Raw genomic sequence first — 24,420 nt, 5'->3', positions numbered from 1 at the left:
GGGCACCATCATGTTCTGAGAGGATTCACCCACGTCACCTCAGGAAACCGGGCGAAGTCGCTGTCAAAAGAGACAACCGCAACTCCGTGTTCGATCGCCAGCGCTGCTAGCTGCGCGTCGGGGACCAGATTTCCTGTGACGTGGTGGCGCTCTGCAAGTCGGTTGTAGATCCGGACCGAGTGCACGGTTGTGGGAGGAATCCAAGCAACATCGCTCGCGAACCACGCGTCGATGTTCTCCTCGACCTCCGTGGGACTCAACGGACGCTGAAACACTCTCGGGTGTGTCGAAATTCTGGCGAACGCGCCGACGCTCTGCCACGGGATACCGATCCTCTGCTCCCCTGAGAGTGCCTCCGTCAACCAGCGGCGTGCTGTCGGATGATGGGGCGCTTCCTCATTGGTGGCGTAGAGCAGCACATTGGCATCGACGATCACGACCCGGGCTCCTGCGAATCGAGAATCTCCAGAACCTCGCCGATGTTGGTGAGGTCGAAGCGGGCCCCCATTGCGACCGGGGCTGGGAGGGTGATGGGAGACGCGGAAGAGCGCATCATGCCCCTGCGGGCCAAGGTGTTCAGTGCCTCGCTCGGACCGATGCCCTGCTCGGCGCGCATCCTCTCGATCTCGGCACGGACGTCATCGGCAATGGTAACGGTCGTCCTCATGCATCGAGAGTAGCATCATGATGCGGTGGCGCATCGCGTCAATGGGAGACCGGGATTTCGGGGGCATTCGTGACAAGATGACCCGGTGAGATTTCCCGGACTTCTTCCCGCCCTCGAGGCAGACCCGGCCGTCCGGGCCACCCTGCGCGACTCCCAGGTTGCGGGCGCCGAGGCGCGCGATGTCACCTGCGCCACATCCTTCTTCGCCACCGCGACGGCGATGCTCGCCTCCGAGTCCGGGCGCACGATGCTGCTGGTCACCTCCACCTTCCGGGAGGCCGAGGCCATCGCGGCCGAGATCTCCGGGCTGCTGGGGGAGGAGGCCGTCGCCTACTACCCGGCCTGGGAAACCCTGCCCCACGAACGCCTCTCGCCCCGAGCCGACACCGTCGGCAGGCGCCTGGCGGTGCTGCGGCGGCTCGTATCCGATGCGCCACCGCGAGTGGTGGTGGCTCCTGTGCGGGCCCTGCTCCAACCGCAGGTCAAGGACCTGGCCTCGATGCGGCCCGTCACCGTCGAGGCCGGCCGGGAGTGCGACCTCACCGACCTGCTGAAATCGCTGGTGGATGCTGCCTACAACCGCGTCGACCTGGTGGAGCGGCGCGGCGAGTTCGCGGTGCGCGGCGGCATCGTCGACGTCTTCCCGCCCACCGCCGAACAGCCCGTGCGCATCGACTTCTTCGGCGACGAGGTGACCGAGATCCGGCCCTTCTCGGTGGCCGACCAGCGCTCCACCGGCGAGCAGCTGCAGCGGGTCACGGCCGAACCCTGCCGGGAGTTGCTGCTCACCGACGCCGTCAGGCGGCGCGCCGCGGCCCTCCAGCGCGATCACCCGCAGCTGTCCGACATGCTCTCCCGCCTGGCCGAGGGGCACGCCGTCGAGGGCATGGAAGCCCTCATTCCCGTCCTGGTGGACGGCCTGGAGCTGCTGACCGACGTGCTGCCGCCGCGTTCCCTGGTGCTGGTGGCCGCCCCCGAGCTGGTGCGCGCCCGGGCCGTCGAACTGGTCGCCACCAGCGAGGAGTTCCTGAACGCCAGCTGGGCGGCCGCGGCCAGCGGCGGCACCTCACCCATCGACCTGGGGGCATCCTCCTACCGGGCCCTCGGCGAGGTCCGGGAACACACCATGGCGCTGGGACACAAGTGGTGGAGCCTCAGCCCGTTCACCGCGGAGGAGGCGCCTGATACCAATCTCGACGCCGGTTCCGTGCACTCCCGGCGACTCGGGATCACCCCCACCGATGATTTCCGCGGCGATGTGGACGCCGCCGTCGCCCACGTCCAGGCCCGGCTCCGCGACGGCTGGCGGCTCCTGATCGGCGTCGAGGGCAGGGGCCTGGCCAACCGCATGACCGAACTGCTGGCAGAACACGACATCACCGCGCGGGTCTCCGAACTCGACACCGAACCCGCGGCCGGGACCGTGCACGTGATCGTCGGACCCTTCAGGCGCGGCTGGCGAGCGGGAACCGCGAAACTCGAACTGCTGACCGCCGCCGAACTTTCGGGTCAGCAGAGCACCGAGCGGGGGGCGCGGAAGCTGCCGAGTCGCCGTCGCAACACCATCCAGCCCCTCGAACTCAAGGCCGGCGACCCGATCGTCCACGAGGTGCACGGGGTCGGGCGGTTCGTGGAACTGGTGCAGCGCACCGTCCAGGGGGCGGTGCGCGACTACCTCGTAATCGAGTACGCCGCCAGCAAACGCGGCCAGCCCGGTGACCGGCTGTTCGTGCCGATGGACCAGCTCGACCAGCTGACCCGCTACGTCGGCTCGGAGACCCCCGCCTTGGACAAGATGGGCGGCGCCGACTGGGCGAAACGCAAATCCAGGGCACGCAAGGCCGTCAAGGAGATCTCCTCCGAGCTCATCAAGCTCTACGCCGCCAGACAGGCCACCAAGGGCCACGCCTTCGGGCCCGACACGTCCTGGCAGCGGGAACTGGAGGACGCCTTCAGTTTCGTCGAGACCCCCGACCAGCTCGCGGCGATCCAGGAGGTCAAGGCAGACATGGAGAAGGTGGTCCCCATGGACCGCCTGATCTGCGGTGACGTCGGGTTCGGCAAGACCGAGATCGCGGTCAGGGCCGCCTTCAAGGCCATCCAGGACGGAAAACAGGTGGCGGTGCTGGTGCCCACCACGCTGCTCGTCAGCCAGCACCACCAGACCTTCGCCTCCCGGTTCGCGGGTTTCCCCGTCCACATGGCGCAGCTGAGCCGGTTCCAGACCGACGCCGAATCGAGGAAGGTCCTCGAGGGTCTCGCCAGCGGCCGCGTCGACCTCGTGATCGGCACCCACCGGCTGCTGGCCAAGGAGGTCGCGTTCAAGGACCTCGGTCTGGTGATCATCGACGAGGAGCAGCGTTTCGGCGTCGAACACAAGGAACGCCTCAAGGAGCTGCGGGTCAACGTCGACGTGCTGTCGATGTCGGCCACCCCCATCCCGCGCACCCTGGAGATCGCGATCACCGGCATCCGGGAGATGAGCGTGATCGCCACCCCACCCGAGGAACGCCACCCCGTGCTGACCCTCGTCGGCCCCTACGACAAGGGGCAGGTTCGGGCCGCCATCCGGCGCGAACTGGCCCGGGAAGGGCAGGTGTTCTTCGTCCACAACCGCGTCGAGAGCATCGACAAGGTGGCCGCTGAACTGCGCGACCTGGTGCCGGAGGCCCGCGTGGCCACCGCTCACGGCCAGATGGGGGAATCGAAACTGGAACAGGTGATGCTCGATTTCTGGGAGCGCCGCGCCGACGTGCTGGTGTGCACCACCATCGTCGAGGCGGGCCTCAACATCCAGACCGCCAACACCCTCATCATCGACCGCGCCGACGTGCTCGGGCTCTCGCAGCTGCACCAGCTCAGGGGCCGGGTGGGGCGTTCCTCGGAACGCGGCTACGCCTACTTCCTGTACCCGGCGGACAAAACCCTCACCCAGACCGCCCACGAACGCCTCACGACGATGGCCTCCCACACCGACCTGGGTGCGGGCATGTCCATCGCCATGCGCGACCTGGAGCTGCGCGGCGCCGGAAACCTCCTCGGTGGGGAACAGTCCGGGCACATCGCCGATGTCGGTTTCGACATGTACCTGCGGCTGGTGGGGGAGGCCGTGGCCCAGTACCGCGGCGAGGACACCACCCCGGAACCGGCGCTGCGCATCGAACTGCCCGTCGACGCCCACCTGCCCGATGAGTACGTACCCTCCGAACGACTGAGGCTGGAGATGTACAAGCAGATCGCGGAGATCCGGTCGGCCGGTGACGTCGAGGCGGTGCGTTCCGAACTGACCGACCGCTACGGCGAACCGCCGCTGCCCGTCGAACAGCTCCTCGCGGTCGCGGTGCTGCGCAATCGCGCCCGGGAACTGGGTGTGGTCGACATCGTCGCGCAGGGGAAAAACGTCCGGATCGAACCGGTGAACCTCCCCGAGTCGCGCAAGGTGCGGCTGCAACGCCTCTACCCGGGGTCGGTGTACAAGCATGCGACCTCTCAGCTGCTGGTACCCAAACCCGACGGCGACGCGGTCGCCTGGGCGATGTCGCTGCTGGACAGGGTGATCGGCTGAGGCCCCCGCGTCCGTCGCTACCCCGTTTTTCCGAAAACCCTGCCGCGTGCCTCCAGGAGCCGTTAGGGTGCTGGAAACGAGATCGATGTCCTGGCCGCCATGGTGGCAGCCGGTGGACGGAGGAGAAATGAAACGGACGAAGAAGTTCGGTGTGGTCGCTGTCGCGTTGCTGCTCGGCCTGGCGGGCTGCGGGACGACACCCAGGCTCGAGGGAGCGGACATACCCAATGCCAAGGAGTTCCTGGAGAAAGCGGATGCGAAGTTCAAGGAAGCGGCGAGGGGCGCTGAGGCAGACACCCTCGCCGTCGCGGAGGACGGCAAGTGTTTCTTCGAGGACACGGGCAACGGCGAGATAGGCGACAACCTTTACTGTGGGCCGGCGAAGAGCTTCGGTGGTTCGGGGTCGTGGTTCCGGATGGGGTTCGGCACGACCACGGCGGCAAACGGGACGCAGCTGCGGGATCCGTACATGTCCGGTCAGGGAGACCCGAGCGGCAAGTTGTTCCGCCCCGACAACGCCTCGCCGGGGGACCCGGGGAAGCTGGAGGCGCCTCTTGGCCCCATGACCGATCAGAAGGAGTTCGCGGTCCTGATCCCGGCGGATTCCGTATCCGCGATGACGTTTGCGGACCTCGAAACCCCGGCGGTGCTGAAGGAACCGGCCGGCACCCTCACCGTCACCGCGAAAGCCGATGCCCAGGTCATTCCGAGTGCGGCGATGGCAGCTCTCGGATCAACTTCAGACACAAATTACCGCCCTGCCGAGGGGCAGAGCCTGGGGATCTGGAAGGTGGAGGTCTCAGGGGCTGAGGACATCGCACCGGAGTTCCAGTCCGCGGATTTGAGTCCCGACGTCTCGCGGCCCCGGGACGCCACGGCGGCCCTGACGGTGGAGGCCGGACAGACCCAACTCACCCTGAAGGACGGCAGCAAGAAGTTCAGCGATGGCAAGGGAGGGGCCTCCTTCAGGTGCGCGCACGTCAAGTGCGGTGAGGTGAAGACTGGTCAGTACCTGCTGGTGGTTTCAACGGCATCCCTCGACGGGGCGCAGCTGGTGGCCACCACTGATGGCCAGGCGGAGAAAGCCCCACTGGTGGGCGGGGCGACCCAGGCCGATCACTCTTTGATGCTGTACCAGGGCGGCAAGACGAAGGCGGATGTGTCCACCACGTGGGGCGCCAAGGAATTCGTGTCAATCACCCCGGAGGAAATGCCGGATGCGTACGACAAGAACGCCTCGGTGAAAAGCAGCTACGACGGGCGGGTAACCGCCGCTTACTTGACTCCTTTCGAATCCACGCTCGGGTGGGCTCCCAGTGGTCAGGCGTGGCTGGTGTTGAGCCTGGAGAACATCAAATTCGAGACGCAAGGGCTCTTCAGCAACACCAAGGTTGACTGGGCTGCGACGTGGAAGGTGACGAGCGGGGACTCGGCGGTCGAGATCGTGGACACTGGCTACAGAAATCGTGCGGTATTCAAGGTTCCCCAAGAGGCCAAGGACTTCCACGTCAGCTTCCAACCGAAGCTGATCATAGATCATGTGTACACCGCGGGTAAGGGTTCGTTTCCGCACGTCACCAAGGAAGCAACTGCGCCCGAGGCTGAAACGGTCGACGTCAAGTTCTCCCGAGACCCCGACCGCCCCGACGGGTACATCCGTCGGGGCGGTTCCGTGTCGGCGGCGCTCCGGGTCCGGCCCGCCGGTCGTGGGTATGCTTCGGGACAAAGCCGTCTTCAGGAGGATCTTCCATGAAACTCGCCGCTCGCATCGCCGTTCCGCTCGTTGCGGTCGCCGCCCTCACCGGTTGCGCGCACAGCCCGTCGACAGCAGCGATCGTGGGGGACAGGGTCATCTCGGATGCGGAGCTCACCGAGATCGTGGATTCCTGCAAAGCGGCAGGACTCAAACCCAATCGGTCGAGGGTCGTTTTCCTCATGGTCTTCGGGGAGATCTTCGAAGGTGCCGCTCAGCGTCTCGGAAAATCCTTCGACGATGCTGCGCTCCAAGCGATGAAGGCTGACCCTCAGCTCGCCCCGCTGGTGGGAACCCCGTGCGAGAAGGCCTTCAAGAACAGTTTCAGGGTGGAGCTCGGCCAAAAGACCCTGGACCTGGACAGCGTGAAGGCAGCCCTCCCGTCCGTGGAGCTCAACCCCCGCTACGGGTCATGGGATCCGGAGCATGGCATCAACCTCAGGGGGGGTTCGATCTCGGTAGAGGCGAAGAGCTGATGCCGGAGGTCGGTGAGCAGCTGATCCGCCTGAACGAGGTGATGGCGCGGCTGCGCGTCGAATGCCCTTGGGACAGGGAACAGACGCACTCCTCGCTGCTGACCCACCTCGTCGAGGAGACCTGCGAGGTGGTCGACGCGGTGGAGGGCGGCACCGACGACGACCTGCGTGAGGAACTCGGTGACCTGCTGCTCCAGGTGTACTTCCACGCCAGGATCGCCCAGGACGAGGGGCGGTTCACCATCGACGACGTCGCCCGGGGTATCGCGGACAAACTGATCCGCCGCCACCCCCACGTCTTCGGTGATGGTGAGGTGCCCGAGGATCTGCGCGGGGTCTGGGAGCGCCGCAAACGCCAGGAGAAGGGACGCACGTCGTCGCTGGAGGGCATCGCCCAGTCGCTCAGCGCGCTGGCCCGTACCCAGAAGGTGATCTCCCGGGCCCGGGCCCACGCCGTCGCGGTGGACCTCGCCGACGAGCCGATCACGGCCGAGGAGGTCGGCAGCCGGATCCAGGCCCTGGTCGCTCGCGCCCAGGCCAGTGGTGTCGACGCCGACGCGGCGGTTCGCGCCGCCCTGCGCACCCTGGAGTCGCACATCACCCGCGCCGAACAGGCCGGACCCCGACGCGGTGGTCAGGAAGGTCGCTGAGCGACGGTTCACCGACCTCGAGCGTCCCTCATATCGGAGTCGGTTCCTCACCCAAGGGTGTAGTTGACATGCCTCTGACAGGTGTGTACTGTTCTACACAGCAACGGCCCGAGCGGGCCGAAGAAGATCGGTTACCACTGTTAATGGACAGGTCGCGGGTTCGAGTCCCGCCCCCCTTCGGGGGTAGCTCAGGTGGTAGAGCAGTCGGCGAAAGCCAGCCGGTCCTCACCCCAAGTCCGCTCGGCCCTCACAACTTCATTCCGCTGGGTGGGCCGAGGAGGATCGGTTATCTCAGGGACAGGGAGGATGCGGGTTCGACTCCCGCCGCCCATGGCGTAGCTCAACTGGTCGAGCACCCTGCTCCGGTTCCCATCGCCACGCCCACCCGGCTTCTCAAAGGCACGCTGCCCGGGCCGAAGGTGTTCGGTTATCGGTAAATCCTCTGGAGATGGGGTTCAAATCCCCAACAGATCGCCGCCAGGTGATCTGACAGGGCGTCCTCAGGGCGCTCTGAAACCCGGATACCACCCCACGCCCGGGCAGCCCTTGAACTCGGCCCGGGCGGGCCGAAGAGCATCGGTTATCACTATTGATGAGGAGTCGCGGGTTCGAATCCCGCCCCCTTCGGGGGTAGCTCAGCGGCCCAGAGCGCCGGGCGCAAGCCCAGCCGGTGGTCACCCCACGCCCGCCCGGTCCCAGGAATCCATGGTCACCACGACAACCAGAAAGGAGGCGAGGTCATGGACCCCCTTCGCACCATCAGCACCCGAGTCACCCCGCAGAGTGAACCGGCCGACGCACGTCAGGTCCCCAATTCAGCGGGCGGGCACACCTTCCAGCTCGACGATCGGGCGCGCCTGCGTCGCTTCCTGACCCTGGGGGTCGACGGTGGCACCTACTACGCAGCTCCGCGTGAGCTCGCGCTCGACAACGCGAAGATCCTCACCCGGATGGCCTCCAGCGACCCGGCGGGCCTCGTCGGGACCATCGTCGAGGTCTCCGAGGGAGGTATCGCGCCCAAGCAGGGACCGGCCCTGTTCGCCCTGGCCTACGCGGCCTCCGTGGCGGAGTCGGCGCCCCTGGCCCTGGCGGCCCTGCCGCGCGTCGCCCGCACGGGAACGCACCTGTTCACCTTCGCGAGGTACGTCGGGCAGTTCCGTGGCTGGGGTCGCGGGCTCCGACGCGCCGTCGGGTCCTGGTACCTCGACAGGGATGCCGACGCCCTGGCCCACCAGGCGGTCAAGTACCGTCAACGCGAGGGCTGGAGCCACCGCGACCTGCTGCGGCTGTCCCACCCCGCCACGGTGGTGCCGGAGCTGCGTTCCACCTTCGAGTGGATCGTGCGCTCCAGCGTCGACGAGCACACCCCGCAGCTCATCCACGGTTTCACGGCCGCCCAGGCGACCCGTGACGTCGCGAGGTGGGTGGAGCTGATCCGTCAGCACCGCCTCACCTGGGAGATGCTCCCCGACGAGGCCGTGACCAAGGCCGAGGTCTGGGAGGCGCTCCTGGACGTCGGTATCCCGCAGACCGCGTTGCTGAGGCAGCTTCCGCGGCTCACCCGCCTCGGCCTGCTGCCGGGGCTCGGGGGTCGCACCGACGAGGTGTGCGCGCAGCTCACCGACCCGGAGCGGCTTCGTCGGGCACGGGTGCACCCCGTCGCCGTGCTGGCGGCGGCCCGCACCTACGCGGCTGGTCGTTCCTTCCGGGGAGGCTCGAGGTGGGAGCCCACCAGCAAGGTGACCGACGCCCTCGATGCGGCCTTCCAGGCAGCCTTCGGGGCGGTCGCGCCGGCCGGGAAGCGGACCCTCGTGGGGCTCGACGTCTCCGGGTCGATGGCCTGGGGAGGTCTCGCGGGCACCCCGCTCACCCCGCGGGAGGCCTCGGCGGCGCTCTGCCTCGTGCAGCTGGCCACCGAACCGCAGACCACGGTGATGGCCTTCCAGGACCGTTTCGTGCCGCTGGACATTTCGCCCAGGCAGCGTCTCGACGACGTGCTGCGGCGCATCGACGGCCTGCCCTTCGGGGCCACGGACTGTGCGCAGCCGATGCTCCACGCGCTCAAGCGGAAGCTGGAGGTGGACACCTTCATCATCTACACCGACAACGAGACCTGGCACGGGAAGATCCACCCGCACCAGGCCCTGGCCCGCTACCGGGACAGGACGGGTATCGATGCGAAGCTCATCGTGGTGGGCATGGCCGTGAACGAGTTCAGCATCGCCGACCCGGATGACCCCGGCATGCTGGATGTCGCAGGTTTCGACCTGAGCGTCCCGAACCTGATCTCGGAGTTCTCGCGTGGGCTCTGATGATCCCCTCAGTGGCGTCGTCCCGGCACCAACCAGTGCCCGGGCCGGCGCCACGCGGCGTTCGCGGGGGGTGTCCGACCTCACGGCGGCTCGCGCCCGGGAACTCCACGAGCAGGCGGCTGAGGCGGAACGTCACGCCGCCCGGTTGAGGGCCGAACGGGACCGGCTGATCCGGCAGCTGCGTGACGAGGATTCCGAACGCTGGTCCTATGGCGCCCTGGCGAAGGCGATCGGGTGTAGTCGTGAACTCGTGGCCCAGGTGTCCAAACGCCGGTGACCGGGTTTTTCAACGCCCGTGAATGGCGATTTGGGGGGTGACCCCTGTGCGGGCGTTGGATAGGCTGGACGGGGAAGGACACCCTATGGTCTTCATTTCAAGGAAGGGCAAGCCCCATGGCAATCATTGAGTTCATTGACGCCCGCGAGGTCCTCGACTCCCGCGGCAACCCCACCGTCGAGGTCGAGGTGATCCTCGACACCGGAGCGGCAGGTCGCGCCATCGTCCCCTCCGGCGCCTCAACGGGTGCCTTCGAGGCCGTCGAGCTGCGTGACGGCGGCGAACGCTACGGCGGCAAGGGCGTCCTGACCGCCGTCAAGAACGTGCTCGACGTCATCAGCGAGGAAGTCCTCGGCTTCGAGGCCAACGAGCAGCGCGCCATCGACCTCGCCATGAACGAGCTCGACGGAACCCCGAACAAGGCCAAGCTCGGTGCCAACGCCATCCTCGGCGTCTCCCTGGCCGTCGCCCATGCCGCCGCGGAGGCGGCGGAACTGCCGCTGTACCAGTACGTCGGCGGCCCCAACGCCCACATCCTGCCCGTCCCCATGATGAACATCCTGAACGGCGGTTCGCACGCCGACTCCAACGTCGACATCCAGGAGTTCATGATCGCCCCCATCGGTGCCGAGTCGTTCACCGAGGCCGTCGAGATGGGTGCCGGTGTCTACCACGCCCTCAAGAAGGTGCTGAAGGACCGTGGCCTGTCCACCGGTCTGGGTGACGAGGGCGGTTTCGCCCCGAACCTCGACTCCAACCGTGAGGCCCTCGACCTGATCGTCGAGTCCATCAAGAAGGCCGGCTACGAACCCGGCAAGCAGGTCGCCCTGGCCCTCGATGTCGCCGCCTCCGAGTTCTACGAGAACGGGACCTACAAGTTCGAGGGCGCGAAAAAGACCGCCGAGGAGATGATCGACTACTACGCCGAACTGGTGGATGCCTACCCGCTGGTCTCCATCGAGGATCCGCTGAACGAGGAGGACTGGGACGGCTGGAAGGCCATGACCGAACGCCTCGGCGACAAGGTGCAGCTGGTCGGCGACGACCTGTTCGTCACCAACGTCGAACGGCTCGGCCGCGGCATCGACTCCGGGGTCGCCAACGCGCTGCTGGTCAAGGTCAACCAGATCGGCTCGCTGTCGGAGACCATCGACGCCGTCGAACTGGCCCACCGCGCCGGGTACCGCACCATGATGTCGCACCGCTCCGGTGAAACCGAGGACGTCACCATCGCCGATCTCGCGGTCGCCCTCGGCTGCGGGCAGATCAAGTCCGGCGCCCCGGCCCGCACCGACCGCGTCGCGAAGTACAACCAGCTGATGCGCATCGAGCAGAACCTGGACGACGCCGCCGTCTACGCCGGTCGTTCCGCGTTCCCGCGTTTCAAGGGCTGATGCGCGCCACGAATCGGTCAGACTGGTCGTATGCCCAGTAATCCCAGGAACAAGCCCGCGGGCAGCGGTCCGGGACGTGGTTCGCCACGGTCCCGGACCGCTGCACGTCCGGGAGAGAGAGTTTCCAGCGGACGTTCCCGCACCCGTCCTCTCGACGCGGAGGCCGTGGCCCGGGCCGCCGAGGAGCGGCCGCGCGTCTCCTCCTCCGAACGTGCGCTCGGGATGACGTGGCGGCTGCTGATCCTGGGTGTGGTGATGGCCGCCCTGGCCGTCACCCTCGCCCAGAGCCTGCGCGTCTACTTCGCCCAGGCGAAGGAGATGGCGCTGCTGCAGCAGCAGATCGCCCAGTCCAGGCAGGAGATCGCCACCCTCGACGACCAGCTGGCCCGCTGGAAGGACCCTGCCTTCGTGAAGGCGGAGGCCAGGACCAGGCTCGGCTGGGTGGTGCCGGGGGAGACCGGGTACCGGGTGATCGGGGCCGACGGGAAACCCATCGGCGGTGACTCCACGGTCCTGTCCCCGAGCAAACCCAGCACCGGCATGTGGTGGCAGCAGATGTGGGGATCGGTGGGAGTGGCCGACGCACCCGCAGAGGAGAAATGAGAGTTCTTGAACACCGACACCGGATGTGTCCCGAGGCCGGCGGGGGATGCCCCGACCGCCGCTGATCTCGAGGTGATAGAGGAGCAGTTGGGACGTTGCCCACGGGGGGTGGTCGCGGTGGCGTGGCGCTGCCCCTGCGGGCGGCCCGGGGTCATCAAAACCCTTCCCAGACTCGACAACGGCACCCCGTTCCCGACCGTCTACTACCTGACCAACCCGCGCTACGTCGCTGCCTGTTCATCGCTGGAGGCCTCCGGGCTGATGGCGGAGATGACGCGGCGGCTCGGTGAGGACGAGGACCTCGCGGAGCGGTACCGGGCTGCGCACGAGGCCTACCTCGCCGACCGCGCCGCCCTTGGAGTCGTACCGGAGATCGAGGGCATCTCGGCGGGTGGGATGCCGACCAGGGTGAAATGCCTCCACGTGCTCGTGGGGCACGCGCTGGCCGCGGGACCCGGGGTGAATCCCCTCGGCGACGAGGCCTTGGCGCTGGTCCGGGAACGGGTCGGCGATGACTGCTGCGAGGAGCCGGCGTGAGGGTGGCCGCCATTGACTGTGGAACCAACTCCATCCGGATGCTCGTGCTGTCGGGCAGCCGCAGCGCCCCCGTGGAGCTGGCGCGTGAGGTGCGGCTGGCGCGGCTCGGGCAGGGGGTTGACGCCACCGGCGAGTTCCATCCCGACGCGCTGGCGCGGACCTTCGAGGTTTGTGTTGAGTTCGCCCGGATCATCCGTGGCCACGGGGCGGAGAAGGTTCGTTTCGTGGCGACCTCCGCGGCCCGCGACGTCTCCAACCGGCGGCTGCTGGTCGACGGGGTGCGCGAACGATTGGGGGTGGGGGTGGACGTGATCCCGGGGCAGGAGGAGGCGCGGCTGTCCAGCCTGGGTGCGCTCTGCGCGCTGGACGTGGCCTCACCGACCCTGGTCGTCGACATCGGCGGCGGATCCACCGAGCTGGTGCTCGTGGACGGAGCCGGGACGATCCTCCAATCGGTTTCCCTGAACGTCGGTGCGGTGCGGCTCCGGGAACGTTTCCTGCACACCGACCCGCCGACCCCCGGGGAGCAGGAAGAGGCCAGGGTGTTTGTCGGCGACCTGCTGGACGGTTCCGGGATCGACTTCGCGGCAGTCGCGGACGCGGTCGGGGTGGCGGGCACCATAACCAGCATCGGCGCCCGGGTGCTCGGATTGGAGAGCTACTCCCGCGAGGCGGTGCACGGCCTGGTGCTGGGGCGCGGCGATGTCGATGCGGTGACGGAGCACTGGCTGACCACCCCGGTGGGTCTCATAGAGCAGGAACCCTGCATGCAGCCGCTCCGCGCCGGGGTGATCGGGGCCGGGGCGTTGATCCTCGACGAGACGATTTCCCGGATCCCACAGGAAAAAATCCGTATCAGCGAAACGGACATCCTTGACGCAATAGCCTTGGAGTTGTTGGTCTGATCCAGCCCCCGTAGCCCAACTGGCAGAGGCAGGCGGCTTAAACCCGCCCCAGTGCGGGTTCGAGTCCCGCCGGGGGCACCAGCGACCGCGTCACTGCTGCTTGTCCGGCAGGTCCGAGTGGCTGGCGAAGGTCGCCTCCGCGCGCCGGACGCTGTGCACCTGGTGGCGGGGGATGAGGTCCTCGAGGAAGCCGTAGTCGCGGCTGATGTGAGCGGCCTTCAGGTCCCCGCCGGTGGCCCTGCGGCGCAGACAGCGCCACCAGTCCGCGATGTCACCCCAGCCGGGGGCGGCCAGGGAACCACCGAACTGCTGCACCGCCAGGGAGGCCGTCAACGAGGCGAACTTCAGGCGCTGCTCCAGTGGCCAGCCCGCCAGGCAACCCAGCACCAGACCGGAGGCGAACACATCCCCGGCGCCCGTCGCGTCGGTGACCTGCGCAGTCACCGCGGGACACCACTCCTCCTCGCCCGTGTCCTGGTCGATGGCGTAGGCCCCGCCCACCCCGTCGGTCACCACGGCGAGAGGGACGCGTTCGGCGAGTTTGCGCACCGCCAGGTTGGGGGAGTCCGTCCGGGTGTAGGCCATGGCCTCCACCGCGTTGGGGGTGAAGGCCCGGCAGTACCGCAGCGGCCGCAGATCCGCGGGATCCCAGCGACCGGAGGTGTCGAAACCGATGTCGGCGAACAGGACGGTGCCGCGGGACCTCAACTCGTCCCACCAGTCGGTCTCGCCGCCGAGATCGACCACCGCGGTGCGTGACGCCGGTGCGGCCAGGATGTGGGAGGACAGCGACTCCGGCAGGTCGTGGCCGTGGGTGACCATCGCGCGATCCCCCTCCACGGTGACGGCCACCGTCAAGGAGGTGTGGAAGTCGTTGTAGCGGGGTGAGGTGGTCAGGTTGATGTGTTCCTGCTCCAGGAGGGTTTCCCAGATCCAGTCCGCGTAGGCGTCGTCCCCGAAACCCGCGACCAGGCCCGTGCGCAATCCCAGCCGGGCCAGGGCAGTCGCCAGGTTCGCGATACCCCCCGGGCAGGAACCGAGCCCCGTGCTCCACAGCTCCTCGCCCGGTTCGGGGATGCGTGGCAGCCCGGCGAAGATGATGTCGAAGAAGATGGTCCCCGAGGTGATGACGTCGAGCGGCGGATCGTCGTCGCAGCGGATGGCGGCCAGCGGGTCGAAACTCCAGCAGCGTTCGCAGAACTCCTCGGAATGGGTTGGCTGGGTCATTTCCTGGACGGCTCCTTCCGGCGGCTCGGCTTCGAGGCGGCACCCGGCACAACCATAGGGCAGCGGACCGGAGCAGTCGAGCCCCGGGTGAATGCCGATCGACCATCTTGGCGGCCGCGGCTTGGGTCTCCACGAAATCGAGGTTTCAGGCGATAGATTTGCTCCCGTGGCAGACACCGTGGCTCATGCATTGGAAACCCCCGACCTGGAGCAGCCGTATGCGGCGCTCGGCCTGAAGGACGACGAGTACCTGCGCATCCGGGAGATCCTCGGCCGCCGCCCCACCGGCGCGGAACTGGCCATGTATTCGGTGATGTGGTCGGAGCACTGCTCCTACAAATCCTCGAAGGTGCACCTGAAGAAATTCGGTGAACTCAGCCAGGACACCCCGCGCGGCCCGCTCCTGGCGGGCATCGGCGAGAACGCCGGTGTCGTCGACATCGGCCAGGGTTACGCAGTGACGTTCAAGGCCGAGTCCCACAACCACCCGAGTTTCGTGGAGCCCTACCAAGGGGCGGCCACCGGTGTCGGTGGCATTGTCCGCGACATCCTCGCGATGGGGGCCCGGCCCATCGGTGTGATGGATTCGCTGCGTTTCGGGCCGCTCGACGAGGCCGACACCCGCCGTGTCCTGCCCGGTGTCGTCGCAGGTGTCGGTGGCTACGGCAACTGCCTGGGGCTGCCGAACATCGGCGGCGAGGTGCAGTTCCACAGGACCTACCTCGGCAATCCCCTCGTCAACGCGCTGTGTGTGGGGGTGCTGCGGCACGAGGACCTGCACCGCGCCCACGCCTCCGGAGCGGGCAACAAGGTGATTCTCTTCGGCGCCGCCACAGGCGGGGACGGTATCGGCGGGGCGTCCATCCTGGCCTCCGAGACCTTCGACGAGACCGGACCCGCGAAACGCCCCAGCGTGCAGGTCGGCGACCCGTTCATGGAGAAGCTGCTCATCGAGTGCACCCTCGAACTGTTCAAGGCCGGCGTCATCGTCGGCATCCAGGACTTCGGGGCGGCGGGAATCTCCTGCGCCACCTCGGAGCTGGCCTCCGCTGGCAACAGCGGCATGTCCATCAACCTCGACCTCGTGCCGCTGCGTGACCCGAACCTCGCTCCCGAGGAAATCCTGATGAGCGAGTCGCAGGAACGCATGATGGCGGTGGTGGAACCCAGGAACGTGGAACGTTTCATGGAGATCTGCCGCAAATGGGATGTGGCTGCCACCGTCATCGGTGAGGTCACTGACGGCGAACGGCTCATCATCCACTGGCACGGCCACTGCATCGTCGATGTGGATCCCAGCACCGTCGCTCACGAGGGGCCCACCTACCATCGTTCCTACCGCCGTCCGGAATGGCTGGACCAGGTCAACGCCGATGTCGCGGAGAACCTGCCGCGCGACAACTCCCCCGAAGGGGTGCGCGCCGCGTGGTTGAAGGTGATGGCGCACGGCAACATCGCCGACAAGTCGTGGATCACCAACCAGTACGACCGCTACGTGCGCGGGAACTCTGTCCTGGCGCAGCCCGAGGATGCCGGGATGCTGCGGATCGATGAGGAAACGGGGCTGGGTATCGCGCTCGCGCTCGACGCGAATTCGCGGTTCACCTACCTCAACCCGTACATCGGGGCACAGCAGTCGCTGGCCGAGGCATACCGGAATGTCGCGGTGACGGGGGCGGAACCGGTGGCGGTCACCGACTGCCTGAACTTCGGTTCCCCCGAGGACCCGGAGGTGATGTGGAGCTTCGTCGAGGCCATTCTCGGTCTGGTGGACGCCTGCAAGGAACTGGGCATCCCGGTCACGGGCGGCAACGTCTCCCTGTACAACCAGACCGGCGGAACCCCGATCCTGCCCACCCCGACCGTTGGTGTGTTGGGAGTGATCGACGATGTCAAGAAGCGGTTGCGTTCGGGTTTCGCGAAGGCCGGTGACGGGATCTGGCTGCTGGGTTCGGCCCGGGAGGAGCTGTCGGGGTCAATCTGGGCGGACGCCGTCCACAACGGGCACCTGGGTGGCGTGCCGCCGCGCGTGGACCTGCGTGCGGAGGCCGGGCTGGCCAGGGTGATCCGCGACGCGGCCGTGGAACGTCTGATGCGTTCCGCCCACGACATCAGCGAGGGTGGCCTCGCGGTGAGCCTGGTGGAGTCCGCTTTGCAGGGTGGTTTCGGGTTCACCGTCACACTGCCGGGCGAGGATCCGACGGTTCAGCTGTTCAGCGAGTCGGCGGCGCGGGCCCTGGTGACCATGCCGGAGTCGTCGGTGGAGCGGGTGAAATCGCTGTGCCGTGAGAACCTCGTGCCGCTGACCCGGCTCGGCGAGGTCATCGAGCAGCTGGACGCCAACGTCGTCGGTCTGCTGAACGTGCCGCTGGCGGAGTTCCACGGCGTCTGGTCGCGTCCCATACCGGAGGCCATGCGGAGCTGAAACCGTCTCGCGACCGCTGATGGCCCATTGGTGTCTCCAGGATGTCCAGGAGGCGATGGGCCACCCAGCATTCAGCGCCGTTTCTGCCCGTTCCCTGGTGCGTCAGCCATCCTGTCTCCGGGCATTGCGGACAAACCGGTTCTTGGGTCTGAAAGGTGCGGATCCGGGCAATGGGCTGGTCGTTTCGAGCTCGTGAACTCGTGGACGGGTGTCTTTCGAGACTGGTTGAGCAGGATCGCGGTGAAGGCGTCGGAAATCTCTCGAACCGGTTCTGTCGGTGGGCACGCCTACTCTTCCTGACATGGCCAGACTCGATACCCGACCCGACGGCACCCCGATCCCCGTGCCCGGGGTGACCCGGATGCTCTCCGGGGTTCCGAAGGTGGAAAAACGGCTCGGGGCCTCGTTTCGCCCCGCCAATGCACCCCGAGAACTCGGCCAGTCGCTGCTGGAAGCGGCTCCGAGCCGTGGCGCCGCCTTGGCGTGTCTCGTGGCTTGGCACGGCGATGGAGCGCTGCCCCAGCTCGAATCGGAGTTCACCCATCGAGCGAGGTCGTCGGCGGCTGCCCGGCTGATCACGAGCCTCGGCAGCCGAGCATCCCGGGACGCACTGTTGAGGCATCTCGACAACCCTCAGGCGTACATGATGTTCCTCACCAGCGCTTCGCGCTGGCCTTTGGACTCCCTCGAATCCCTCCTGAGGTTGAACCCCAGACGTGGGCAGCGCGCCGCGGACCTGTTCCAGACCCTCGCCTGGCGCCATCCTGACTGGGTGGAGGCGCTCCGCGCCGCCGGCGCCGACTCCCGCCTCATCGATTGGCTACTGGCCCCGGAACCGGGCGTTGACGAGGTCGGAACCGAACTGCCCTTCCGTGCGTATGGCGATCTGCCGGACGTTCCGAAGTGGTTCAACCCGATCCGGGCGCCACGCCTGGTGCTGGCAGGCACCGGACGGGTCGTCCCCGTTCACCAGGTCGGGGACGTGGTGAGAAACCTGATGGTTGACGAGCACGAGAACACGGCCAGGTGTTTCACCCGGGCCAGTCTCGCCGCTTTTCTGGCGGATCTGCTGCAGCAGTGGCGGTCCTGCGAGGTCAAGGGATGCGAGTGGGTCCTGGCCCGGCAAGGCATGGGCGGAGAGGTTAACGCCCGCTTGGTGGCCGTCCTGATCAAGAAATTCTGGCAACGTTCCCGTTGGGATCGTGTACTCGCGGGAATGGAGGTCTTGGCCAGGATACGCAGCAAGGTTGCGCTCCTGGAGCTGATGGAAATCGCCGGGCATCCCCGGAACCGTGAGCTTGGAGAGCAGGCACGGATCGTTCTGGAGCGGCTGGCCGAGGAGCGGGGAATCAGCATGGAGCAGCTGTCCGAACAGGCCATACCGGACTTGGGCCTCGACGAAAGCGGTCGTTTGAGGCTCGACTTCGGTCCGCGTCAGTTCGAGGTGAGGCTGAACCTCGAACTGACGCCACTGGTGTCGACGGCAGACGGGAAAACCTTGAGGACCCTGCCCAGACCGGGTAGGAAGGACGACCCCGTGGCGGCCGGGAAGGCCGTTGCGGAATTCCGGGAGTTCAAGAAACAACTCGCCGCTCTGATCCGCTCCCAGACGGACAGATTGGGAATCGCTATGAGCACCTGTCGGCGTTGGACCCAGGACGAGTTCCGTACCGTCTTCTTGGAGCACCCCGTGATGCGGCTGGCGGCGCAGAACCTGATCTGGGCCGCCCACGATGCCGGCGAACGAACGGTGTTGTTCCGTGTCGGCGATGATCTGGGTCTGCTCGACGTCCATGAGGAACCGGCTGCCCTACCGGTGGGGGCCGTCATCGGGCTGGCGCATCCCTTGGAGATGTCGAACGAGTGGACTTCTCATTTCATCGATTACCACATGACGCCGCTGGTGGAGCAGGTTGGCCGGAGCAGTTACGCGGAGGTTCCGGAGTTTCCCGGCAACCAGGTCCGGAGCGAGGCCCTGCTCGGGCTCGGGGCACGCGGCTGGAAACTCCACAGCGACGACAGGGCAAGTGTGGATGGGCTCCGTCGGGGCCTGAAGGGAGGCTGCCTGGATCTACGGATCAGCACTGCCTTCTGGTCCCCTGGGGGCAGCCCACCCGCCGATCCGGTACGTCTGCTGAAGGTCGAGATCTTCGGTGAACGTTCCAAGATGGATCCGGTCGAACTCAGCGAAGCCATCCGGGACCTGGTCAGGCTTCCTTGGTGTTCCACGAGATAAACCCCGTCCCGGGGAGACCGAAGAAGGCACATCGCTGTCTCCGGGATGCCTGGGAAGCAACGGATCATGCGGTACTGCGTGCCGCCCCGGCGTTTCGCCCGGACCCAACGAAGCGGGATCCAAGCAACACCTCGACCCCGTGGAGTTTCCGAAACAAAGTGAGTCAAGGCGCGACAACTGGAGCAGTTCGAGGCGAAAACCAAGGCGTGTTTTCGGGGGCTTGTGGTCAAGTCGGCTTTTCTGCTGCCGAGTGGTTTCGACTCAGCCGTTCGCTGCGCTCACGTGCTGGCTCAACCACCTGCAGGAAGTGAGGCGCTCGTGGGTTGGCTTGATCAGCTGCTGGTCGAGGGTTCTTGGGTGGGTCCGCCAATGTCGGGGGAGAGGGTTTCGTCCGCTCGTGGCGCTTTCCGCCCGGTAGCGTTGGTGGGCAGGCGCCGGCCTGTCCGCAGGTCGTGGATCATGCCGAAACGTTTGGTGGCGTGGGGGAGCGCGACCTCTCTCAGATACTTCACGAGCTCCGTCTCGCCCTCGCTTTCCAAGTGGGTGAGCAGGCTTCTGATGTCGTCGGGGTGACGGTTCTGGCTGGCTTTCGCCTTGCCCTGGATCTTCTCCACCGACACCTCCGCCCTGACGATTGCCCGCGCCATTTTGCGCAGTTTCTCCTCGCCGACGGCCTCCAGAACCTCGGGGGGCTCCATCCGGGCGGTGAGTTCACGGGCCGCTTCGAGGGCGGCCCCGGGGTCTGCGGTGAAACGAACCTCCCCGGTGACGTGGATGGTGATGTAGTCCCAGGTCGGAACGTTGGGGAGGTCCTTGTTGGTGGCGTACCAGGCCGGGGATACATAGGCGTCGTCGATGTCGATGATCACCAGCGCCGGACCCGTGACGGGCTCGACGGTCTGCGGGTTGATGCGCATCAGATGCGTCACGAGCACCTGGCCGGTCTCACGTGTCTCCAGGTGGAACGGGACGAAGGACGCCTGCGGTCCTGATTCGTGGACCGTCACGAGGTTGCCGGCCCGTACCCGGCTGAGCAGCTCGGTCAGGTGGTCGTTGGGGATCTCGAAATGCTTCGCCACGTACACACACCGAGCTTAGGGCCTGTTGCGGAAGCCATGCTCGGCGGCAGCGCACCGGATCGGGTGATCCGGCGTCCAGCCATCGTTGCCGGCACACCCGATACGGGAGCACGATGGCGGGCCACCGTCATCGACCGGCCCGATGGGTCCTCGCTCGAACGGCACTGTTCGTAACAGGGCCTGGAGGCCGCGTCAACGGGACAGGCTCAGCGGGTGGCGCTGTGGCGCAGCAGTTCCGCCCCGCCAGGTCCGGTAGGCGGGGCGGTTCAACCGGTCTTGGCAGGACATCCGGTCACGGATTTCCCGATGACCCGCAACCTTCCGGTCTAGACGGGTACAGTTGCCTCATCTCGGTAGAAAACTCACACCACGGAAGGTCGTCATGAGGGCTTCGACGAAAAGCATTGTCCGCGCGGCGCAGGACGGAGGATACGCCGTCGGGGCGTTCAACATATTCGACGGGCTGACGCTGCGAGCGGTCGTCCGCGCGGCCGAGGAGAAACGCTCGCCCGCCATCGTGCAGGTCTCCGCGCGCACCGCCAAGGCGCTCGGCCCGCGTTTCCTGGCCCGGATGTTCGAGGAACTGGCCGCAGGTTCGGACGCCCCGCTGTCCCTGCACCTGGATCACTGCCCCGACCTGGACCTAACCCGGTCCGTCATCGATGCGGGCTGGTCCTCGGTCCTGTTCGATGCCTCCCACCTGGAGCTGGCCGAGGCCACCGAACAGACCGCCCGCGTCGTCTCGTGGGCGCATCCGAACGGGGTCGACGTCGAATCGGAAATCGAGAACATCGTCGGTGTCGAGGACGGGGTGGGCTCCGACGTACTGGCCCATTCCTACTCGGACGAGGAACTCGTCCGGGTTGCCCGGGAAACCGGGGTCGATCTGCTGGCGCCGCACCTGGGAACCGCTCACGGCCAGTACAAGCTGCCCCCGGTGCTGTTGCCGCAACGCGTGAGCCACCTACGGAGGCTGACCGACCTGCCGATCGTCCTCCATGGTGGCACCGGGCTGAAACCCGAGGAATTCCGTTCCTTCATCTCGGCGGGCGTGTCGAAGATCAACGTCTCCACCGCTGTGAAGCACGCCTACCTCGACGCGATGGAGGAATCGCTCGGGTCGGCACGCGAGGCGGGGAGACGAGAACCCCTGCCGATCCTGGGGGAGGTCGAACGGCGGGTCACGGACACGGTGGCCTCCTTCCTGGAGCTGTTCGGCAGCGCCGGGCGGGCCGGCGGGGAGCGGTGAGATCATGCCCTTCCTGCTTCTCGACTGCGACGGCGTTCTCGCCGACACCGAGCGTGACGGACACAGAGTGGCGTTCAACCGGGCCTTCCGGGAGATGGGCCTGCCCCTGGAGTGGGACGACCCCACCTACGCGAGGCTGCTCGGCATCGGGGGCGGCAAGGAACGCCTCTCCTCGGTGCTGTCCCCCGACGTGATGGCCGCCCGCGGAGTGGCCGACACTCCGGGGGAGCGCGCAAAACTGGTGGCCGAGGTCCACGCGCTCAAGACCAAGCTGTTCCGCGGGATCGTGGCCGACGGCCTGGTACCGGCCCGCCCGGGAATCCGCCGGCTCGTCATCGAGGCGATGGCCTCTGGGTGGACGGTTGCGGTCGCCTCGACGTCGGCACCCGAATCGGTCAGGGCGGTCATGGAAACAGTTCTCGGCGCCGGGCTCGCCTCCGGGATCGAGGTGTTCGCGGGCGATGTGGTGGCGCGGAAGAAACCCGACCCGGCCATCTACAGGCACGCGGTCCAGCAGCTGGGGGCGAATCCCGGGGACTGCGTGGTGGTGGAGGACTCATCCCAGGGTCTGGCCGCGGCCAGAGGTGCCTCCCTTCCCGTGGTGGTGACCGAGTCCGCCTACACCCACGGTGAGGATTTCACCGGGGCGAGCCTGGTCCTGTCCGACCTCGGGGAGCCCGATGCCCCCGCCGTCGTGCTGGCCGACCCTTGTGGCCTGATGGTCGGCCGCCCCGTTGTCGACGTGACGGTCCTTGAAGATGTGATGTCGCGCCGCCGGGGCTGAACCCGGCCGGCGGGGCCGTGGGATCCCGTTGTTGCATTCGCAGTGACTCTTTGTTGTCTATACCGGACTAGCGCAGTACAGTGACAACGGTTCCGCGAAGAGGCGGAGCCGGCTGGAGGTTGCTGATGCTTCAAATGACCACGACCCACAGGCGTGCACGGATCCAGTTGACGCTGCGTGATCTACACCTTCCCGCTCCCCCGGGCAGGGAGGAGCTGGTGGCCCGCGTTCTCGACACCCCCGTTGGGAGGAAAACCTTTGAGTTCCTCTCGGAACGCGCCCGCGGGATCGACGTGGGGGCCGGGCTGGAGGGGGTTGTGACCCACTTCCGGACCCCTCCCGGTGGGACGCCGGCCGGTTTCCGCAGGGAACTCGGCCTGCGTGAGGGGGCGGTGGTGGTTGACCTCGTGCGCGACATCGGGTGCGGGGAGAACGGCAGGCAGCGGCCGACCAACGTCCTCTACTCAGCAGATTCCGCCAACCCCTACGAGGTGGAGCCGCTGGCGCCGTTCATCTCGAACCTCACGTGCAATCCGGGCATCATCTACGACTTGTTCCTGAACAATCCGGAGGCGAACATTGGCGGGCGTTTCCGCGACCGCGACGAGGTCATGACGGAGCTGGGAAGGATCCTCGGCCCCGGGTGCGACATCTCGGTGGAACTGAACAATCCCTTCGAGGAGGACTTCTCCAAGATCTTGGAGGAGGCGGCCCGGTTCCGGGAGATCCTCTCCCCGTGGCGGGTGGTGATCAAGGTTCCGCACACCGGGCCGGTGAATCCCGGCAATGTCGGGCAGCTCCTGCAGGGCGACGGTGGTCTCGACGTGCGCTTCTCCCGAGGCGCCACGAAGGACTGCCTCCGCGGTCACAACCTGGCCCTCCGCTTGGCGGAGGAGGGATATCGGGTCAACTTCACCCTCATGTTCGAGCCCTACCAGACCCAGCTCGCCCTGCAGGCCAGGCCGTATTTCATCAATGCGTTCATCCGGCACCGGAAGATGCAGACGGAACGGATCTGCGGGTTCCTGCGGGCCCACGAACTCACCCGGCAGCAGGACCAGCTGGAGAAACTGCGCAGCTACCTGATCGCCTCGGATTACCTGTCCTCCGGGGAGAAGGACCTGGGGCTCGAGGATGTGGAGGCCCTCGCCCGGGAGGTCCTGCACGCCCGGGGAGTTGACGTGTCATCGGGTGCCGGGGACGGGCTTGATGCCGTCCGGCATTCCCTGCGCGCCCTCCGCAACGCCAACCTCGACGATACGAGGCTGATCATCTGCTCCATGGAGGGGGCGTTCAACTATCCGGACATCGACCGGCTTCTGATGGAACCGGAATTCGCCGACATGACCCGCCGGATCGTCGTAACGGCCGAGCCGCGCTACCTCGCCCGGTTCACGTCCTCGAATCAGGTGGTCAGCTATCAGCGGCGTTTCATGAAAGCGGCCAGGGGGCAGTCCTGAGATGCGCTGCCCAGAACACCCGGCACACGAGAACCGGCGATGAATCGTCTGGAACCAACGAGAGGGCCGCGATGTGGCGGCCACATCCAACAAAGCGGCAAGGAAGCCAGGAGATGAACATGAATCTGACAGTGGCGGAGTACGCCAAACACTTTGACATGGCGCTGCATCTGCAGAGCTCCACGGAGGAGGAGATCCGGTCCCATGCGCGGGCCGCCAGGTCGGCCGGGGTGGCCGCCTGCTACACGAACTCCTTCTGGACGCCCGTGGTGGCGGAGGAACTCCGGGGATCGGATGTCAGGGTCGGCACCGCGATCTCCTTCCCCTACGGATGCACCTCAACCGACATGAAGTTCGCCGAGATCGAGGAGGGCCTCCGTCTCGGGGCCACGGCGGTCGACATGGTGGTCAACATCGGGCGGTTGCGTGAGGGCGACGACGAGTTCACGCGACGCGAGGTGGAGGGGCTCGTGGAACGGACGAGGGGAACCGCCCTGTCGAAGGTCATCTTCGAGGTCTGCTTCCTCACCGATGAGGAGATCGCGAGGCTCACCAGGATCTGCAGCGATGCGGGCGTCGACTACGTCAAGACCGCGACGGGATCACAGGGATTCCCCACGGAGGCCCAGGTGCGGGTGATGCGTGACAACATCACCAACGAGAACACGAAACTGAAGGTCTCCGGGGTTCCCAGGACCTTCACCATGCCCGCGACCCTGTGGATGATCGAGCAGCTCGGTGTCTCGCTGATCGGCACCCGGTCGGCCGCGAGCCTCGTCCAGCAGTACGCCGCCCATTTGGGCACCAACTGAGGGGTGGGA

General features: G+C 66.9%; 20 protein-coding genes and 1 tRNA gene. 17 read left to right on the top strand and 4 right to left on the bottom strand.

The genetic code is table 11. From position 1 onward, the window contains the following. Window positions 1-8 precede the first annotated feature (8 nt). Both ACO6D6_RS05835 and ACO6D6_RS05830 read right to left on the bottom strand, forming a co-directional pair. Window positions 9-437, bottom strand: coding sequence for a TA system VapC family ribonuclease toxin (locus ACO6D6_RS05835; RefSeq protein WP_484784033.1), 429 nt, complete (start codon window positions 435-437; stop codon window positions 9-11). Continuing rightward, window positions 434-667: a hypothetical protein gene (locus ACO6D6_RS05830; RefSeq protein WP_484784031.1), complete on the bottom strand. Its 234-nt coding sequence runs from the start codon at window positions 665-667 to the stop codon at window positions 434-436. The genes ACO6D6_RS05835 and ACO6D6_RS05830 overlap by 4 nt, the downstream gene beginning before the upstream one ends. A gap of 85 nt (window positions 668-752) precedes the next feature. Between ACO6D6_RS05830 and mfd the strand changes: the two genes are divergently transcribed. From mfd to ACO6D6_RS05775, 11 genes are all read left to right on the top strand, one after another. Further along, window positions 753-4,232 carry a transcription-repair coupling factor gene (gene mfd, locus ACO6D6_RS05825; protein ID WP_484784029.1) on the top strand — a complete coding sequence of 1,160 codons (3,480 nt, stop codon included), beginning with the start codon at window positions 753-755 and terminating at the stop codon, window positions 4,230-4,232. Window positions 4,233-4,359: 127 nt separating this feature from the next. Further along, on the top strand, window positions 4,360-5,985 hold the full coding sequence (locus ACO6D6_RS05820; protein ID WP_484784027.1) for a hypothetical protein: 1,626 nt from the start codon (window positions 4,360-4,362) through the stop codon (window positions 5,983-5,985). After that, window positions 5,982-6,461, top strand: coding sequence for a hypothetical protein (locus ACO6D6_RS05815; RefSeq protein WP_484784025.1), 480 nt, complete (start codon window positions 5,982-5,984; stop codon window positions 6,459-6,461). Before ACO6D6_RS05820 ends, ACO6D6_RS05815 begins: the two co-directional genes overlap by 4 nt. After that, window positions 6,461-7,111, top strand: coding sequence for a nucleoside triphosphate pyrophosphohydrolase (locus ACO6D6_RS05810; RefSeq protein ID WP_484784023.1), 651 nt, complete (start codon window positions 6,461-6,463; stop codon window positions 7,109-7,111). Before ACO6D6_RS05815 ends, ACO6D6_RS05810 begins: the two co-directional genes overlap by 1 nt. A 740-nt stretch (window positions 7,112-7,851) precedes the next feature. Further along, window positions 7,852-9,423, top strand: a complete 1,572-nt coding sequence (locus tag ACO6D6_RS05805) for a TROVE domain-containing protein (protein ID WP_484784021.1) — start codon at window positions 7,852-7,854, stop codon at window positions 9,421-9,423. After that, window positions 9,413-9,700: a hypothetical protein gene (locus ACO6D6_RS05800; RefSeq protein ID WP_484784019.1), complete on the top strand. Its 288-nt coding sequence runs from the start codon at window positions 9,413-9,415 to the stop codon at window positions 9,698-9,700. The genes ACO6D6_RS05805 and ACO6D6_RS05800 overlap by 11 nt, the downstream gene beginning before the upstream one ends. Window positions 9,701-9,816: 116 nt before the next feature. Next, complete coding sequence (gene eno / locus ACO6D6_RS05795) at window positions 9,817-11,094, top strand: phosphopyruvate hydratase (RefSeq protein ID WP_484784018.1); 1,278 nt, start codon at window positions 9,817-9,819, stop codon at window positions 11,092-11,094. Between the two features lie 30 nt (window positions 11,095-11,124). Beyond that, the gene (locus ACO6D6_RS05790) at window positions 11,125-11,697 is read left to right on the top strand and encodes an FtsB family cell division protein (protein WP_484784017.1); all 573 of its coding nucleotides are present in this window, start codon (window positions 11,125-11,127) and stop codon (window positions 11,695-11,697) included. 6 nt (window positions 11,698-11,703) lie between these two features. Further along, the gene (locus tag ACO6D6_RS05785) at window positions 11,704-12,234 is read left to right on the top strand and encodes a DUF501 domain-containing protein (RefSeq protein WP_484784015.1); all 531 of its coding nucleotides are present in this window, start codon (window positions 11,704-11,706) and stop codon (window positions 12,232-12,234) included. 38 nt (window positions 12,235-12,272) lie between these two features. Continuing rightward, a complete protein-coding gene (locus ACO6D6_RS05780) occupies window positions 12,273-13,139 on the top strand; it encodes a Ppx/GppA phosphatase family protein (RefSeq protein WP_484784366.1) in 867 nt (288 codons plus the stop codon). A gap of 4 nt (window positions 13,140-13,143) precedes the next feature. Further along, window positions 13,144-13,220: transfer RNA gene (locus ACO6D6_RS05775), tRNA-Leu, on the top strand. A gap of 9 nt (window positions 13,221-13,229) precedes the next feature. On the opposite strand, the gene ACO6D6_RS05770 is transcribed toward ACO6D6_RS05775, so the two are convergent. Next, window positions 13,230-14,366, bottom strand: a complete 1,137-nt coding sequence (locus ACO6D6_RS05770; RefSeq protein ID WP_484784013.1) for a carbohydrate kinase family protein — start codon at window positions 14,364-14,366, stop codon at window positions 13,230-13,232. Window positions 14,367-14,532: 166 nt separating this feature from the next. Between ACO6D6_RS05770 and purL the strand changes: the two genes are divergently transcribed. Together purL and ACO6D6_RS05760 are read left to right on the top strand one after the other, a co-directional pair. Further along, window positions 14,533-16,791: a phosphoribosylformylglycinamidine synthase subunit PurL gene (gene purL, locus ACO6D6_RS05765; RefSeq protein ID WP_484784012.1), complete on the top strand. Its 2,259-nt coding sequence runs from the start codon at window positions 14,533-14,535 to the stop codon at window positions 16,789-16,791. Between the two features lie 301 nt (window positions 16,792-17,092). Further along, window positions 17,093-19,027, top strand: coding sequence for a DUF4132 domain-containing protein (locus tag ACO6D6_RS05760; protein WP_484784010.1), 1,935 nt, complete (start codon window positions 17,093-17,095; stop codon window positions 19,025-19,027). Window positions 19,028-19,359: 332 nt separating this feature from the next. On the opposite strand, the gene ACO6D6_RS05755 is transcribed toward ACO6D6_RS05760, so the two are convergent. Beyond that, window positions 19,360-20,112: an FMN-binding negative transcriptional regulator gene (locus ACO6D6_RS05755; protein WP_484784009.1), complete on the bottom strand. Its 753-nt coding sequence runs from the start codon at window positions 20,110-20,112 to the stop codon at window positions 19,360-19,362. 376 nt (window positions 20,113-20,488) lie between these two features. Here ACO6D6_RS05755 and ACO6D6_RS05750 point away from each other — a divergent pair, with 376 nt between their 5' ends. The 4 genes from ACO6D6_RS05750 to deoC all read left to right on the top strand — a co-directional run bounded on the left by ACO6D6_RS05750 (window position 20,489) and on the right by deoC (window position 24,411). Beyond that, entirely contained in the window at window positions 20,489-21,355 is an 867-nt protein-coding gene (locus ACO6D6_RS05750) for a class II fructose-bisphosphate aldolase (protein WP_484784008.1), read from the top strand. A gap of 4 nt (window positions 21,356-21,359) precedes the next feature. Next, complete coding sequence (locus ACO6D6_RS05745; RefSeq protein ID WP_484784006.1) at window positions 21,360-22,139, top strand: HAD-IA family hydrolase; 780 nt, start codon at window positions 21,360-21,362, stop codon at window positions 22,137-22,139. 134 nt (window positions 22,140-22,273) lie between these two features. Continuing rightward, window positions 22,274-23,599, top strand: a complete 1,326-nt coding sequence (locus ACO6D6_RS05740) for a transaldolase family protein (protein ID WP_484784004.1) — start codon at window positions 22,274-22,276, stop codon at window positions 23,597-23,599. A 119-nt stretch (window positions 23,600-23,718) separates the two neighbouring features. Then, entirely contained in the window at window positions 23,719-24,411 is a 693-nt protein-coding gene (gene deoC / locus ACO6D6_RS05735) for a deoxyribose-phosphate aldolase (protein ID WP_484784002.1), read from the top strand. Window positions 24,412-24,420: the final 9 nt, after the last annotated feature.

This window comes from Arachnia sp. (assembly GCF_057238465.1).
This window is presented reverse-complemented; position numbering and strand designations above follow the sequence as displayed.